The 15,662-nt window shown below is 47.8% G+C and carries 14 protein-coding genes; 8 read left to right on the forward strand and 6 right to left on the reverse strand.

Annotation, left to right across the window (positions count from 1 at the left end; genetic code table 11):
• Positions 1 to 4: 4 nt before the first annotated feature.
• From KE626_RS31400 to KE626_RS31420, 5 genes are all read left to right on the forward strand, one after another.
• On the forward strand, positions 5 to 1,264 hold the full coding sequence (locus KE626_RS31400) for a serine aminopeptidase domain-containing protein (RefSeq protein WP_211977040.1): 1,260 nt from the start codon (positions 5 to 7) through the stop codon (positions 1,262 to 1,264).
• A 71-nt stretch (positions 1,265 to 1,335) separates the two neighbouring features.
• The gene (locus KE626_RS31405) at positions 1,336 to 1,863 is read left to right on the forward strand and encodes an RNA polymerase sigma-70 factor (protein ID WP_211977041.1); all 528 of its coding nucleotides are present in this window, start codon (positions 1,336 to 1,338) and stop codon (positions 1,861 to 1,863) included.
• A 14-nt stretch (positions 1,864 to 1,877) separates the two neighbouring features.
• Entirely contained in the window at positions 1,878 to 2,858 is a 981-nt protein-coding gene (locus KE626_RS31410; protein WP_211977042.1) for a FecR family protein, read from the forward strand.
• Complete coding sequence (locus tag KE626_RS31415; protein ID WP_211977043.1) at positions 2,800 to 4,242, forward strand: hypothetical protein; 1,443 nt, start codon at positions 2,800 to 2,802, stop codon at positions 4,240 to 4,242. The genes KE626_RS31410 and KE626_RS31415 overlap by 59 nt, the downstream gene beginning before the upstream one ends.
• Positions 4,243 to 4,333: 91 nt before the next feature.
• Positions 4,334 to 5,107 carry a class I SAM-dependent methyltransferase gene (locus KE626_RS31420; RefSeq protein ID WP_211977044.1) on the forward strand — a complete coding sequence of 258 codons (774 nt, stop codon included), beginning with the start codon at positions 4,334 to 4,336 and terminating at the stop codon, positions 5,105 to 5,107.
• 4 nt (positions 5,108 to 5,111) lie between these two features.
• Here the strand turns inward: KE626_RS31420 and KE626_RS31425 are convergent, their stop codons facing one another.
• Positions 5,112 to 5,804 carry a sulfite oxidase-like oxidoreductase gene (locus KE626_RS31425; protein WP_211977045.1) on the reverse strand — a complete coding sequence of 231 codons (693 nt, stop codon included), beginning with the start codon at positions 5,802 to 5,804 and terminating at the stop codon, positions 5,112 to 5,114.
• 150 nt (positions 5,805 to 5,954) lie between these two features.
• On the opposite strand from KE626_RS31425, the gene KE626_RS31430 reads away from it, so the two are divergent.
• Complete coding sequence (locus KE626_RS31430; protein WP_211977046.1) at positions 5,955 to 6,953, forward strand: sterol desaturase family protein; 999 nt, start codon at positions 5,955 to 5,957, stop codon at positions 6,951 to 6,953.
• Here the strand turns inward: KE626_RS31430 and KE626_RS31435 are convergent.
• Both KE626_RS31435 and KE626_RS31440 read right to left on the reverse strand, forming a co-directional pair.
• Positions 6,941 to 8,083 carry a metallophosphoesterase gene (locus KE626_RS31435; RefSeq protein WP_346344512.1) on the reverse strand — a complete coding sequence of 381 codons (1,143 nt, stop codon included), beginning with the start codon at positions 8,081 to 8,083 and terminating at the stop codon, positions 6,941 to 6,943. The genes KE626_RS31430 and KE626_RS31435 overlap by 13 nt on opposite strands.
• 74 nt (positions 8,084 to 8,157) lie before the next feature.
• Complete coding sequence (locus tag KE626_RS31440) at positions 8,158 to 8,634, reverse strand: cold-shock protein (protein WP_211977047.1); 477 nt, start codon at positions 8,632 to 8,634, stop codon at positions 8,158 to 8,160.
• A gap of 313 nt (positions 8,635 to 8,947) precedes the next feature.
• Between KE626_RS31440 and KE626_RS31445 the strand changes: the two genes are divergently transcribed.
• Positions 8,948 to 12,217, forward strand: a complete 3,270-nt coding sequence (locus KE626_RS31445) for a S41 family peptidase (RefSeq protein ID WP_211977048.1) — start codon at positions 8,948 to 8,950, stop codon at positions 12,215 to 12,217.
• A 31-nt stretch (positions 12,218 to 12,248) separates the two neighbouring features.
• Here the strand turns inward: KE626_RS31445 and KE626_RS31450 are convergent, their stop codons facing one another.
• The 3 genes from KE626_RS31450 to KE626_RS31460 are packed head-to-tail and all read right to left on the reverse strand — an operon-like array spanning position 12,249 to position 13,910.
• Positions 12,249 to 12,701, reverse strand: a complete 453-nt coding sequence (locus tag KE626_RS31450; RefSeq protein WP_211977049.1) for a hypothetical protein — start codon at positions 12,699 to 12,701, stop codon at positions 12,249 to 12,251.
• Positions 12,702 to 12,711: 10 nt separating this feature from the next.
• The gene (locus tag KE626_RS31455) at positions 12,712 to 12,918 is read right to left on the reverse strand and encodes an ACT domain-containing protein (protein ID WP_249207846.1); all 207 of its coding nucleotides are present in this window, start codon (positions 12,916 to 12,918) and stop codon (positions 12,712 to 12,714) included.
• Between the two features lie 17 nt (positions 12,919 to 12,935).
• Positions 12,936 to 13,910 carry a DUF6268 family outer membrane beta-barrel protein gene (locus KE626_RS31460; RefSeq protein WP_211977051.1) on the reverse strand — a complete coding sequence of 325 codons (975 nt, stop codon included), beginning with the start codon at positions 13,908 to 13,910 and terminating at the stop codon, positions 12,936 to 12,938.
• 372 nt (positions 13,911 to 14,282) lie between these two features.
• Between KE626_RS31460 and KE626_RS31465 the strand changes: the two genes are divergently transcribed.
• Positions 14,283 to 15,623 carry a DUF3472 domain-containing protein gene (locus tag KE626_RS31465; protein ID WP_211977052.1) on the forward strand — a complete coding sequence of 447 codons (1,341 nt, stop codon included), beginning with the start codon at positions 14,283 to 14,285 and terminating at the stop codon, positions 15,621 to 15,623.
• Positions 15,624 to 15,662: the final 39 nt, after the last annotated feature.

Genomic DNA, 15,662 nt, shown 5'->3' on the forward strand with positions numbered 1-15,662 from the left:
TCATATGAAACGATTCTTTATCCTCATCTTGTTATGGGGCGCAATGTTTACAGCTACTGCGCAGCAAAAAGAAGCCATCGTAAAGGGCTTTTTTGAACAGATGAACACAGGTAATTATGAAGGCGCCAGGAGGTACATGCAAACCAGTATGCTGCAAAAAGTAAATGCAGATATGCTGAAAGGCGTGTGGCAACAACTGGAGCAGCAGTATGGGAAGTGGGAGGCTGTTGTCTCACAAAAAATAATATTTGATGGCAGAAACTATATCATAACTGCCGGCAATAACTTTGAACGGGCGCAGCTGCAGTTCCGGGTGGCATTGGATAGCACCAATAAAATGGTAGGCTTCTTTCTGATAGGTGCAAGGGATAAACAGGTGGTATATGCCCGCAATGAAATGCCGGATACCATTCAAACTACTGATGGCGGCATATTATATGGTACGCTGACCCAGCCGGAAGGAATACAACATACGCCGGTGGTACTCATTATTGCCGGCTCCGGACCCACCGACCGTAATGGCAACAGCTTATTTGACCTGGGCCCCAACGGATTTTCCTACCGGCAGCTGGCAGAAGGCCTGGCGGCCAACGGCATCGCCTCCCTCCGCTACGATAAACGCTGGGTAGGCCAGAGTACCGGGTTTACGCGGGCGCCGGTTTTTACGACGCTCGACGATTATACCGCCGATGCCATCAGCTGCGTACAACACCTGCAACGCAGCGGAAGATTCCCGGCTGTTTCTGTGATCGGGCACAGCGAAGGAGGCCTTATCGGCCTCATGATGGCAAAGGAGATCTCCTTTAAATGCCTGATCCCCTTGTCTACCCCCGGCGAATGCATGGATAAGGTAGTGCTGGAACAACTGAAACCCAGGCTGTCGGATACACTGTACCGGCAGGCAGCAGGTATCTTAAATGACCTGAGGGAGGATAAGGCGCCTGCCAGTGTCCCCGACCAGCTGAACGCTATTTTTAATCCTAATAACTTTACCTTCTGGAAAAGTACGTTCCATTTCGACCCCTGCGCATTGCTGCCGGCAGCCAAAATGCCGGTGCTCCTTGTTGGCGGTACGGCCGATGTACAGGTAAAACCCGCCCAGGTGACGCTTCTTAAAGCGTGTAAACCCGCTACCAATGCGGTAATGATCAACGGAATGACTCACCTGTTAAAAAGCGGCAGCGCCGTTTCCCCGGATAACAAATCACCCTTACCTTTGTCGCCTGAATTATTGCCGGTACTGGTGTCTTTTATAAAGCAATAATTTTTTTTCAGCGATATAAGGGTATCTCCTTATGAAGGTGTATTAATAACGTACAACAGCAAAGAAGGCCTTTGGAGAAAGATAAACTGGCGATACAGATCGAACAATACTTTCATACCTGGTATGAGAGACTGCATCGATATGCCTTTACGATCCTGAAAGATAATGATGATGCAAAAGACGCCGTGCAGGCCGTATTCCTGAAACTCTGGGAGAAAAGAGACACGATAGACGAGGAGCAATCTGTAAAATCATACCTGTATACAGCTGTATACAATTATTGTCTGAATATTAAGCGACATGATAAAATAAAAGCCCGTTATGTATCGGAAAACAGCGGCATAGCCAGCGATCCCGGCAATGAGTTGATGGGCAAGGAAGTCAACCGGCGGATCATGGACCAGGTAGCCGCTCTCTCTCCCCAATGCCGGCTGGTGTTTACAAAAAGCCGGTTTGAAGGAAAGAAGTATGCCGAGATAGCTGCCGAAATGGGGCTTTCTGTTAAAACTGTTGAGGCACAAATGGGCAAAGCACTAAAAATATTACGGGAAAAATTATTGGATCTGTTGATCAGTCTTATTATTTTCTTTCTCCTGTAAAAATATTATTACCAATGAAGAGTCCCGGTCACATACAAGTCGATGATGAATTACTGGCAAAGTACCTTTCGGGGGAAGCTTCCCCGGAAGAGGCCATGGCAGTGGATGACTGGGCGGATGCTTCCGGGAGCAACCGCGCATTATTTGACCAGGCCATGAAGTTATGGGAGCAAACATCCCCCGGCAATACCTGGCAGCTGCCCGATAAACTGGCAGTGCTGGCCGCTATAAGAAAAACGCAAAAACCGGTTAAAATAGTTTCCGTCAACCGGGGCCGCTGGAGTGCGGCCGCGGCTGTATTGCTGCTGTTAACTGCTGCCGGATTTTACGGGCTGCTGCATAAAACAGTTGCTCCGCCAGCCCCGTTATGGGTAACCCGGCAGGCCGATAAGGCCGAATTACACGACACATTACCCGACCACTCCCTGGTAAGCCTCAACAATTCCGCGGCCATCAAATATGTGTCCGGCTTTGCCGGTAATACACGAACCGTTTATTTAACAGGAAACGGCAGCTTTGATGTAACATCCGATCCCGGTAAGCCGTTTATAGTAAACGCCGGCGACATTGCAATAAAAGTATTGGGAACAGTGTTTAAGGTACAACAGGACAGCAGCGCCATCACAGTAGCAGTAACATCCGGCGCAGTGAACATGTACCGGAATAGCAGCAACCTCACGGTAAAGGCGGGGGAAACAGGTATCTATGACCGGCATCTTCAGCAATTTCGTATGGCCGTTGCAGATAGTATTGCCCAACACGGGAAGTCCTTTAATTTTACCAATGCCAGCCTGAAGTCGATAGCAGCTGAACTGGAAAAAGCATATGGGATTACCGTGGTTTTTAAAAATAAAAGGCTGGAAACCTGCACCATGAGCAGCGCCTTCGACAACAAATCAATTGAATTTATTTTTGAGGTTATATCAATTACGTTGAATGTCCAGTACAGGATTGAAAAAGATACCGTATATATCAGTGGTAGCGGATGCAATTAATCGTACAAAATATATTATAGCACTGTTGATCCCCATCGTAGCCGTATCTGTTTGTAGTGCGCAGCAAAACCGGGTGAACCTGCAACAAAAAATTAAGTTGCCCGCAGTTCCCATCCGGTTTGATTCCCTGCTTAGTATGGTCAGCCGCCAAACGGGGGCCAGGTTTTCGCTGAACACCAGTAAATATCCGCCTTCCCGGATTATTCCCATATCCAAAGGCGTTATGCCGGTAGCACAATTGCTCAATACTATTAATGAACGCACCGGTATATACTATACAGTGCTGGGTGGGCATATTATTTTTGTTGATCAGCCGCCCCGGCCTAATAATGTAAAGACCAAAGTGCGTGCAACAGTTAAAAAACAGCCTGTTGAACTCGTGCCGAAACCATTATCAATGCTGCCTTTGGGGGAGGTGCCGCCACTGCCATCGATCTATTTAACTTATAGCGCCGCAGATACATCTTTTAAAGATGTGGTAAAACAAACGCCTCCCGATCCTCTTAAAAAAACGGATTCCACTTTATTATCTAAATACACCGCACCGGATACCGCCAGGCGTGCGGGCGTGTTCACAGGTCGTTTATCACGGCCCTCCCTGCATTGGGGCTGGGGTAGCAGGCAGGAAGATACGCTGGAACATAACGACCTTGTTTTTAAATGGACAGATTCCGCTGAACACATAAACGCCGCAACAACGAGCCAGGCGGCGAAAGCAGTAACGGCAAAAAATACCAATGCTGCTCAGCGGTCATCCATTATATCCGGCATCAGCACTATCCTGCAAAATACATTTTCCAACCGCTATCAAAGACCCGTTGCGCTGGGCTCAGAAGGCCGCCGTCAACAAGGGCCATTTTCCTTTCTTGTAAATGCCGGCGTTAGCGCCGATGAAGTATATTATGCAAATCCTGCTATACAAATGGGCTTTCCTTTCCTGTATGGCATCGGTTCCTGGAGTACCAATTTTAAGGTATCCGGCTTTCGATGGGGTGGTGGTATCTCTGCACGTGTGGCGGAAGACTGGCGTATACATCTGCAGGTAACTACCGGTAATCAGCAGCAATCATATGATACGATGGATATACCGCGGATGTTAAAGACACAGCATCTGAAAGTAGCGCTGCTGGCCGAACGGCAACTGAATGAACGTTTTCGTATACAGGCAGGCGTAGTATGGAATAACCTGTTGATCCGCTATGAAGGCAATGCTCAACTGATGCCTTCAACTCCACAGCAGATGGATGAGTTCTATAAAGAATTGAATCTTATCCGGCCACCTTATACCATCAGCAACAGCTATGGCGAAGGCCGGAATACCAAAGCCTGGCTTGGATTTCAGCTGGGTGTTTTTTATAACATAAATTTTTATCGCAGGCGATAAGGGTTTTTTGATGTTAGGGTGTATTAGTAATGCTTTGGTATGACGGTGATCGCCGTTGTACTTTTTTAAATCATTTTAAGACGGCATTACCATGATTGCATTACTAAAAACGGCAGAGAGAACCAACAATTCATCCTACATCAATAACTACGTTTTTCAACGGCATGTATTCGCCTACAAAGCTGTGCCGCTACAGTGTTTAAAAGATAAGCAAGTGCTGGAACTGGGCTGCGGGGAAGGGTATGGAATGGAGATGCTGGCGCCGCATACGGCCCATTACCTGTCGGTCGACAAAAAGAAACCTGCTGGTCAACTGCCGGCCAATGCTGCTTTCCAGGTATGTAATCTGCCGGTATTAACAGGTATCGCTGATAACAGTTTCGACACCGTGATCTGCTTCCAGGTGATTGAGCATATCCGCAACGACAGTGCCCTGTTGCACGAAATCAGGAGAGTGTTGAAACCCGGCGGCCGCCTGTTTTTAACTACGCCTAACAGAATGATGTCGCTTAGCAGGAATCCGTTTCATGTAAGAGAATACCTGCCCAGGGAGATGTTTGCATTGATGAATGCGCACTTCCCAAAAGTAAAAGTGGAAGGGATATATGGCAATGAAACGGTGATGGCTTATTACGGGGAAAATCAGCGTGCTGTCGACAACATCGCCCGGCTGGATATTTTCCGCCTGCAATACCGGCTGCCGGCTTTCCTGTTGCGCGGCCCGTATACGCTGCTCAATAACCTGAATCGTTTTCTGCTCCTCAAAAAAATAACAGATGTTACGGCAGGTATTGCGCACGACGATTTTTACCAGCACAGTTTACGCGACGATTGCCTGGACTATTTTGTAACTGCGCTTAAATAATGTCTTAACTATAACGGTCATTTCTCCAGGGATATGCCGTATTGGAGTACCCGCGCTCTTCCCAGAAACCTAATTTATTGGCGTTGAGGAATTCAATACGGTGTATCCATTTGGCGCCTTTCCAGGCGTATAATTCAGGTGTAATCATTCTTACCGGGCCGCCATGTTCTTCCGGCAGGGGAGCCCCTTCATAAGTATGTACCAGCAGCACATCGGGTTTCAGGGCTTCCTCCAGCGATACGTTGGTAGTATAGTCGTCATAACCATAACACAGTATATGCGTAGCCGTATCCAGTGGTTGTACCAGTGCCGCCAGATCGAGCAACCGTACGCCTTTCCAGTTCATATTGAGCTTTGACCAGGTGGTTACGCAATGAAAGTCGGAAGTATCTTCTGTTTGCGGCAATGCCATAAAATCTTCCCAGGTAAGCTCCACCGGGTGCGCCACTGCACCATCTACTATCAGGCGCCATTCGGCGGTTGTTATTTCAGGTTGTATTCCGAGATCCAGTACCGGCCATTTATGCGTAATGGTTTGCCCTACGGGCAATACTGGCATCCCGTGACGGTTCGGATTTCCCGAACCCTTGGGCTTGCTGTCGGCCATTGACGGGGTGTCCTGCATCTTCTGTTCGAAGCGGGCTTTTAGCTTCATCCTCGCTTCCACTATGCGCTTTAGCTTGTCTGCGTCTTCCATGATAGCTTCTTTCTATAAAGGTACGCTTTTAACAAAAGGCGCCGATGTTTGGAAAATTGTAGTTTATTTTTGTATTTTGTACGAACAAAGTATCTATTTGTATGTACAATTAGAGGTATCCACGATAAACAATAAAAATCAGACTGCGTTATGGCCTTCTTTGAGATGATATTTCATGAATTAATTTCCTTCCTCGGCATTTCACAACTCATAGAAGTGTGCAGAACGGGTAACTATAAAGTGCTGTTGACATTAAACGGCATATTTTCGGTGATTTCTCCCATACTGCCTTTCCTGTTGCTGCTGGAAATCATAAGGGCAATTTTTTATAAGCGCTTTAAGATCGAAGATTACAAAATGCCTTTCTTCATCTTTGTAGCCAACCGTTTTATTTCCCGGTTTATTTCTATTGCGGCTGTGGTGTTTTGTATCGGGGTGCTGGAAAAGTATGCACTGTTTAATACTTCGTTGAAATGGTACTGGTTTATATACGGCTATGTGATTTGGGAATTTTCCCACTTTATCTATCATTACTTTGGTCACAAGGTGCGGTTGTTCTGGTGTTTACACTCCACCCATCACGCACCGCAAACCATGAACCTTTCTGTGACCTATGCGCATTTCTTCCTGGAAGCGCCATATGCAGATGTGATCCGCACCAGCATCTGTATCCTGATGGGCGTGAATCCGCCCCTGTTATTTATTATCATGTTCATTGACGGCTTCTGGGGCTCGTTTATTCATGCAGGTGAGAACCTGATCAAAGACGGGCGGCTTGGTTTCCTGAACTCCATCATTCTTACGCCTTCGCACCACCGCGTACATCATGCTAAAAATCCGCTGTACATGGATACCAACTTCTGCAACCTGCTCAATATCTGGGATAAGGTATTTGGTACCTTCCAGCATGAAAAGCGTGATATGCAGATCGAGTACGGCATTTCAAGGGAAATGAATCCCAATAATTTCCTGGATGTATATTTCGGTGAACTGTATTGCCTGTGGAAAGATATTCGTAAGGCGCCGGGTGTGAAAAATAAATTGCTGTACATCGTAATGCCGCCGGGTTGGAGCCATACCGGCGATCATAAAACTGCCAAGGTAGTAAAACAGGCATTCCTGCAGCAGGCAAAGGATCAGTCCATCTGATCAAAGAGGTAGTAGAGCGGGCATTCTTCCAGTACTACGCGCACAGGCCCGGTGTCTCCTTTCTGCCATTTGATGAGGCGGATAAACCCGGCCGCAATTTCAATACCGGTGATATCGCCGTCACTAAAACAACAGCAACCGGTGTTGAAGTAGGAGGGATGCGCCATCGTTTTTACAAATTGTTTGCCTGCATATTCTGCTTGTCTTGCTGCTAAAGCTTTTTGTAAGATGCCTGCCTGTTCGCTGTCACCTTTGCTTTGAGCCTTTTCCAGTTGTTTCGTGAGCCGGTCAATATGATCCAGCGAAGCAAACACGGGTTTATGCGTGTGTCCGGAAATTAGAAAAGTGTTTGGGTACTGCATGCTCCACTCATACATGATGATATTGTGGCGATCAGCCAGGTCAAAGGAATCAGACAGGGTATCCGTGCGTACATCAAAAAAGCGTTGTATCGGTGTCCATATCGCTGCAACAAACCATTTGCTGAAAGCGTTGCCATCGCTGCGCATATCGCCCTGGTGGCCATGCGTAAGCAACAGGCGGTATGTTTTGTCCTGGTAGCTGGTTTGCAGTATAAGCCCTTCATATACTTTCAGCTTCTTTCCGAAAATAGGTTTAAGGAACTGCTGCCGCGGCACCTCGTAATGCCATTGCAGATCATGGTTACCAAACACCCGGAAATACCGCTGCTGTTCCAGGAACCGGGCTTCTTCCAGTAATGATGCCCGGTTTTGCTCAATTACTTTTGCCGGTGCACATTCCCATAGCTCCTCGCAGTCGCCCAGGTTAATGAAGGTGAAATCGTGGTCGTAATAGTAACTGAGCGCACCAAGATAGTTTTGCTCCGCCGGCATAAAATCATCAGCGCCATCTTTACCACCCTTATGTTGATCCGAAAAAATAACAAAGCGGGCCTGCTCCTGGTCAAAAGGGAGCAGCAATCCGGTTGGTTGCTTTCCCTGCAAAATATCTTCCTGCAGTCGCGATAGGGAAGCAAATACCTGTTGCCTGTCTGGTTTGGAGGAAAATCTGTTGGAGAGCCAGATAACAGGGCGTTGGAATAGTTTTTTCAGCGGGTGTTGCACTTTGTGATCATTTGGGTACGGTGGCAGCTGGTCCTGACCACGCACAAAAATGAGCGGTTATCCATAACCGCTCAGATCTTATTTATTTCAAAAAGGCCAGCCTGTTAAAACACTGGTGGCTACTGCGGAGGCAGTTGACCTTTTACTTCTTTCTTTACGTTAACGGCACTCGGACCTTTCTGTCCACGTTCTACTTCAAAAGTAACTTTGTCTTTTTCCCGGATCGGTTCTGTCAGCTGGTTAATGTGTACAAACACGCTGTCCTGCGTTTGCTGGTCAATGATAAATCCATAACCTTTGGACTCATTGAAGAACTTTACCACACCTCTGCGGATCAGTTCCGCCGGCTCTGCCGGTTCGTGCCGGGTAGCGCCCAGCTGGATGTCTTCTACGTTAATTTCCTTTCTTTTGCTCGGATCTGGAGGTGTATCAGTGATGTTACCATTTTCATCAATGTAAGCCATCATGTCTTCCAGACTCTTTCCTTTCCCGCTGTTTGCTTTGCGTTCTTCCTTTCTTTCTGCCTTGTCCTGGCGTTGTTTTGCTTTTTTCTTTTCTTTTTCTTTTTTACCAACTGTTTCCTGGGATCTTGCCATATTTTGATAATATATTTGATGTACTGTAAAGATCGGTTTTTTTTTGCGTAAGCTGCCGGAAATATCACGCGCCGCGGGCTTTATACACACTTATTTGCCCCGGGACTCCCTACAGGGGCTAATCTATCTTTTTTGCACATTCGGGAAACGGGTAACAGGGCCATCACAATACCCGAACATCAGGCAGATTGTTTACATATGTGATTAACATTATCTTTTGTCATATTTCCATAGATTAGCATATTGATTTTTAAATCTGCAACAAAAATGAGCGGCGCCCCAGGAAATAGCTGCTCAAAAATCTAAAACGCTTATGATGAAGAAATCCGCCCTGATTTTTCTTGCCGCCATGGCGGGAAAACAGGCCATGGCCCAGGTCGACGCAGGCCTGTTCCGCTATCCCGATGTATCCCGCTCCCAGATCGCTTTCTCTTATGCCAATGACATCTGGATCGTTCCAAAAACGGGCGGCACCGCCATCAAGCTGATCTCCCCGCCAGGTGTGGAAACGTTTCCAAAGTTTTCGCCGGATGGCAGTAAACTGGCTTTTACCGGCAACTACGACGGTAATAGCGATGTATACGTATTGCCGGTAGCCGGCGGCGTACCGCTGCGGCTTACCCAGTATGGCGGCCCCGATCGCGCAGTGGACTGGACACCCGACGGTAAACAGGTACTTTTTGCTTCCGGCAGGGAAAGCACTAAAGAACGTTTCAATCAATTCTATACCATCCCGGAAACCGGTGGCGCCGCCACCAAACTGCCACTGGCCTATGCAGAATTTGGCAGTTATTCCCCCGATGGAAAAAGTATGGCTGTAACCACCCGCACCCAGAGCTTCCGCAATTGGAAACGCTACAGGGGCGGTATGAAAGCGGAGATACATGTATTCGACTTTTCGAAACAGCAATCGGAAAATATCTCTGCCAAAAGTGAGGCCGGCGACGAATTCCCGATGTGGTACAATAATTACATCTACTTCCTGTCAGACCGCGGTACAGAGCAACGCATGAACCTGTGGCGCTATGATACCAATACCAAAGCATACGAACAGATGACACATTATAAGGACTATGATGTGCACTTTCCCTCTATGGGCCCGGAAGACATTGTGTACGAAGCCAATGGCAAATTGTATGTAATGGCGCTCAATACACAGCAGTCTGCTGAAGTGAAAATCACCATCACCACCGATCTGGCTGCCTTGAAACCACGTACCCTGCATACCGTAAAATATATACAATCCACCGGCATCAGTCCCGATGGACAACGCGCGCTGATCAGCGCACGCGGGGATATTTTTTCCGTGCCTGCGGTCAACGGCTATGTGAAAGACCTGACCCGCAGCAGCGGCGTGGCAGAACGTTACCCCGCATGGTCGCCCGATGGCAAAAGCCTTGCCTGGTGGAGCGATAAATCAGGTGACTATGAACTATGGATCGCCCCTGCAGGCAAAGAAAATGAAGCGCGGCAGATCACCCGCTATGGCCCCGGTTTCCGCTATACGCCGTTCTGGTCGCCCGATAGCAAACAAATCGCCTTTATAGACCAGGCAATGAAGATCTGGGTAGTCGACGTAACCAGCGGCAAAACTACCGCAGTAGATCAGGCGCTGCGTTATTCTCCCGATGTACTCGAGGGCTTCCGGTTCAGCTGGACACCCGACAGCAGGTGGCTCACCTATAGCCGCGATCTCAACAATCTCCACGAAGCTGTTTTCCTCTTCGACACCAAAAACAATCAACGTCACCAGGTAACCAGTGGTTTTTATGATTGCAGCAGACCCGTATTTGATGAGGCAGGAAAATACCTGTACATCCTCACCAATCAATCTTTTAAGCCTACTTATAGCAGCATCGACAACACGTTCATCTATGCGAACAGCACCATGCTGGGCGTTATAGGGCTGGAAAAATCAACGCCCTCCCTGCTCGCTACCCGCAACGACGCCGTAGCAGTAAAAGATGAGAAAAAAGAGCCTGCAGCGGCTAAAGAGAAAGCAAAAAAGGATAAAACAAAAAAGGATACCACCGACAAAGATAAAACAACAGCCACCAAAATAGACCTGGATAACCTGGAAGCCCGGATGGAATTACTCCCGGTGCCAGGTGGCCTGTACACCCGTCTCGGCGCGGCAAAAGGAAAGATCCTGTTCCTCAGCAGCACTGCGCCTACCGAAGAGGAAACGAGTGGTGAATCGACCCTGCAGTATTATGATATCGCCACCAGGCAGGTGAAAACGATTATCAAGAATCCAGGCACCTATGAGCTGTCGGCCGACCGGAATAAAATACTCATCAACAGCGGTCCTTACGGCATCATTGATGTAGCGGAAAATCAGAAAATAGATACGGCCATGCGCGTGGAGGAAATGGAAATGACCATAAACCCCAAAGAAGAATGGAAACAGCTGTTCATGGACACCTGGCGCATGGAAAGGGATTATTTCTATGACCCGCACATGCATGGAGTAGACTGGAACGGCGTGAAAAATAAATACCTGCTTTTGCTGGAGGGCGCCCGTACCCGCGAAGAAGTGAGCTTTGTGATCAACGAAATGATCGGCGAAATGAATGCTTCCCATACCTACAATTCCGGCGGCGACCTGGAAGACAGTAAAGTGGAGAATGTGGGCTATCTCGGTGTAGACTGGCAGGCGGATGGCAACTACTATAAAATAAAGCGCATCATCCGCGGCGCGGCGTGGAATGCCGAAGCCCGCAATCCACTCGACGAACCGGGTATCAATATCAACGAAGGAGATTATATCCTGGCCGTAAATGGCGTTCCGCTTACCACTGCACAGGAGCCATACAGCGCGTTTCAATCGCTCGCCGGAAAAGCAGTGGAACTGACCTATAACACCCGTCCTTCCTTTGATGGGGCCAAAACAGCCATTGTAAAAACCATCGGTAAAGAATACCGCCTCCGTCACCTGGCATGGATAGAAAGTAACCGCAAACGTATTGCTGATGCTACCGATAACCAGGTAGGCTACATCTTTGTGCCCAGCACGGGGATCGACGGGCAGGATGAACTGATCCGGCAGTTTAACGGACAATGGGATAAAGCGGCGCTGGTGATAGATGAACGTTTCAATAACGGCGGACAAATTCCCGATCGTTTTATCGAAATGCTCAACCGCAAGCCACTGGCTTACTGGGCGGTGCGGGACGGCCCTCCTTCAGCCTGGCCGGGGTATGCGCACTTTGGTCCTAAAGTAATGCTTATCAACGGCTGGAGTGGTTCGGGAGGAGATGCATTTCCTGATTACTTCCGCAAAACAGGACTGGGGCCGCTCATCGGCACACGCACCTGGGGCGGTTTGATAGGGATCAGCGGCATGCCCGGGTTAATTGATGGTGGCGCAATCACCGTGCCTTCCTTCCGTATGTTCGATGCCAACGGCACCTGGTTCCGCGAAGGACACGGCGTAGATCCTGATATCGCAGTAGATGAAAATCTCGGAGATATGGCAAAAGGAGTGGACCCCCAACTGGAACGCGCCATTACAGAAATAAAAAAGCTGCTGCAGACAAAGCCTTACAAAGAGCCGGCACAGCCGGCTTACGAGGTAAGGTAATAAGCATACAGCTGACAGCCATATGCGGCTGTCAGCTGTATTTTTTTTCGAGTTCCCGCAATATATTGTTCCCCCAGTCAGCATCATCTTCTGCAACAATAATGGTATTGAAGTGATGACGTTCCCCTTCCATACCTACACCCGGTGAATCATCAACGTGCACATCAATATTAAACGCCGGCGGGTATTTGGAAATCAGTGCAGCCCTTTCCCTTAGCGTTTTATCATGCAGGGATTTGTTGATAATCTTCTCCGGAAAAATACCATAAGAAAAAAACAACCGCCGGATATATGCAGGTGATCTGTAAGACGTAGTATAAACAAATATCCTGTGTTCGCGGGCTTTTAATGTTTTCATAAGCGCAATCGTTCCGGCTCTTATTTTTTCACGGCTGAAAAGCCGCTGCCAGATTCCTCTTCGTTCTGTAGGGAATCGTTTTACACCCGGTATAAGGGTATCGTCAAGGTCAAAAGAAATGATCAACGCAAAGGTTTTAATCGGCCAGTTGTTTTAATACCTGTATCGCTTTCTCCGCATCCCACGCGGCCACAAAAATATGATCATGGTAATACGCCGCCACTACATTACAGCTGATACCTTGCGCCGACAAAGTGATGTGATGCCTGTTGTCATAGCTGCTAAGATAACAACTAAATAAACGTATCTGCCCCGCATCGATGAACAGATGCAAGGCAGACAAGCTATTTTGTGAATTTATTAACGCCCCGGCCGGAAATTCCATCTCAAACCGGTGCTGAAGAAATAATTGGTAGCGAGCCGGTGATTCGATTTGTCATTAAACATCTCGGAAAGCTTTTTGTCTTTGAAGCTGATCTGGCTGAGGATGATGCTGCCACCGGATGCAACAAAGTCTATATGCTTGCTCAGGTGCCAGGTGTTTTCCAGTCCCAGGCTCATTTCTGAATAGCCCATCAGTCTTTTTCCGTCAACGCCGTTTTCCACATCATAGGAGGAACCGTTCATACGGAAGGCCAGCGCAAGATCCGTGTGTTTATTCAGTTTACTGGATACGCTTAATTTTTCAGGGAAGTTAATATCTACCCTGATCTTGTTTTCGGTTTGCCATTTGATCAGGAAAGCGGGCAATATCATAGGTGTACCAAAGGTACTGGTAAGCATGGCACCTATGCCATAGGAGAACCTGCGGTTGGGTTGCTTTACGAATAACACGCCACCATTGATAAAAATATCCTGCTGATCAATTTTTTCCATATCGGTGAAAAGCCCTACGGACAACAGGCTCACCATACCCCAGCGGTTACCGATACTGCGGAAATGCTGCAACGCCAGCTGGGTGCCCAGCAGTTCTTCGGGCAGCACGTGATGCTCGTAGTCTTTATTAGTGAGTGTGGAATAGCTGCCGGAAGCCGCCAGGGTCCAGTTTCTTACCTTCCCGGTTGCTGTATCAACATGGCTGCTCAGCATAAAGATGGCGCCAAAGTTATAACGCACCTGCGAAGTAGTGGAACCGGTTTTAACACTGTCCGGCCGGATATAGCGGGATGCTGGTAAATAATCAACACTGATGCCCATGCCCGGACCATTTAATGAAGTGGCGCCCAGCTGTGCCCACAGGCGCTGTGCTGGCGCGAAAGCCAGTAAAGCGAATAATAAACAGCTGTATCCTTTCTTTTGGTGCAATGATGACCGGCGTACTAATCTACGTCTCATAATGATGTACTTTCTTAAAAATGATTTTTTAGAACTTTAGAATACGACAGCATGCCTGCCTGTTACCCCTACGCGATGCCGGTAATTTTTTCGGGAGATAAAAAAAACAATAGGTATCCTGCCGATGGATACGCGGGTCATTACATTGTCATAATTGTTTTGTATGATTTCAAAGCCAGCGGCACAGGTATTAAATTCAGGAAACATTTAGATAAGAGCGCGTAAACAAATAGTATTAACAGTGAACGATGATACCCACGAGTGGACAATATAATGTCAACCAATGAGCCAATTTCAGTGCGCAAACGAGCGGATGTAATATCCATGAGTGAACAACCCGTTTTTTCTTTTTTAACCAAAATATATAGTGCCATGAAACCTACATTCCACCTTCTCCTTGCAGCAGGATGCCTGTCGCTGATGTCCTGTGCCAAAACCAGCTTCTCCTCCGGCGATGCACAAAAAGATATGAAAAAACAACCGCCTGTTACCGCTTCCGGGCTGACAGATATTGCGGTAGCACTGGGCAGCAATGCATGGCTTACACAAAGCAATGCCGGCGCCGCGGAAGTAGTGGTAGACTATGGCCTTGCCAACTGGACCAGCAGTAACTCGGTATTCAGCGCTTACTTCCGCACCAGTGCCAAAGGCACGTTACATCTGGCTTTGCGCGGAAAAGTGGCCAGCGGTACCAGTCAGCTCAGGATCACCGCTGCTGGTCAGTCTAAAACCATTACTGCCACGGGTAGTACTTATCATACTATCGACGTGGGTGATTACAATCTAACGGATACCGGCTATGTGAAAGTAGACTTCCAGGGAGTGTCTAAAACAGGCGGCTATTTCGCTGATCTGTCAGACCTGTATATCAGCGGTGCTGCTACCACAGGGCGGTTAAATTATATACAAACAGATGTATACTGGGGCAGGAGAGGACCTTCTGTACACCTGGGCTATACCCAGCCCGCCGGTAAAAACATAGAATGGTTTTATAACGAGGTTACAGTGCCTGCCGGACAGGATCCGGTGGGATCTTATTTTATGTCCAACGGATTCAGCCAGGGGTATTTTGGTATACAGGTAAACAGTACTACGGAAAGAAGAGTATTGTTTTCCGTATGGAGCCCGGCAGATACCGACGACCCAAACAACATTCCTGATTCATTGAAAATCGAGCTGCTGCGCAAAGGTCCGAATGTACAAACCGGGTCTTTTGGAAATGAGGGCGCGGGCGGTCAGAGCTACTTGGTATACAACTGGCAGGCAGGTACCACCTATCGTTTTTTAACGCGCGCAGTGCCGGTAGCGAATAACAAAACGGAATTCACTTCCTGGTTTTATGCCCCTGAAACGGGCGCCTGGCAATTGATTGCGAGCTTCCGTCGTCCGCAAACAAATACCTATCTGACAGGTTTATATTCTTTCCTGGAAAATTTCTCTACTGAAACAGGTTATAAAGGCAGAAAGGGACAATATGGAAATCAGTGGGCAAGAGATAATAATGGCACCTGGTATGAGTTAACAAAGGCGCAGTTTACCGGTGATGCTACTGCAGCATCGCAGTCGCGCATGGACTTTGCAGGTGGTGTGGAAACAAATAAATTCTATCTGCGTAACTGCGGGTTCTTCTCCCAGTTTATACCAATCAATACACCATTCACCCGCACGGCATCAGGAGTTGCGCCGGTGATTAATTTTAATACCTTACCATAAAAGGGTGTTTGCATTCACCCCTGGGGCTACAGCTTTTTA

This window comes from Chitinophaga hostae (assembly GCF_018224885.1).
Classification (GTDB): Bacteria; Bacteroidota; Bacteroidia; order Chitinophagales; family Chitinophagaceae; genus Chitinophaga; species Chitinophaga hostae.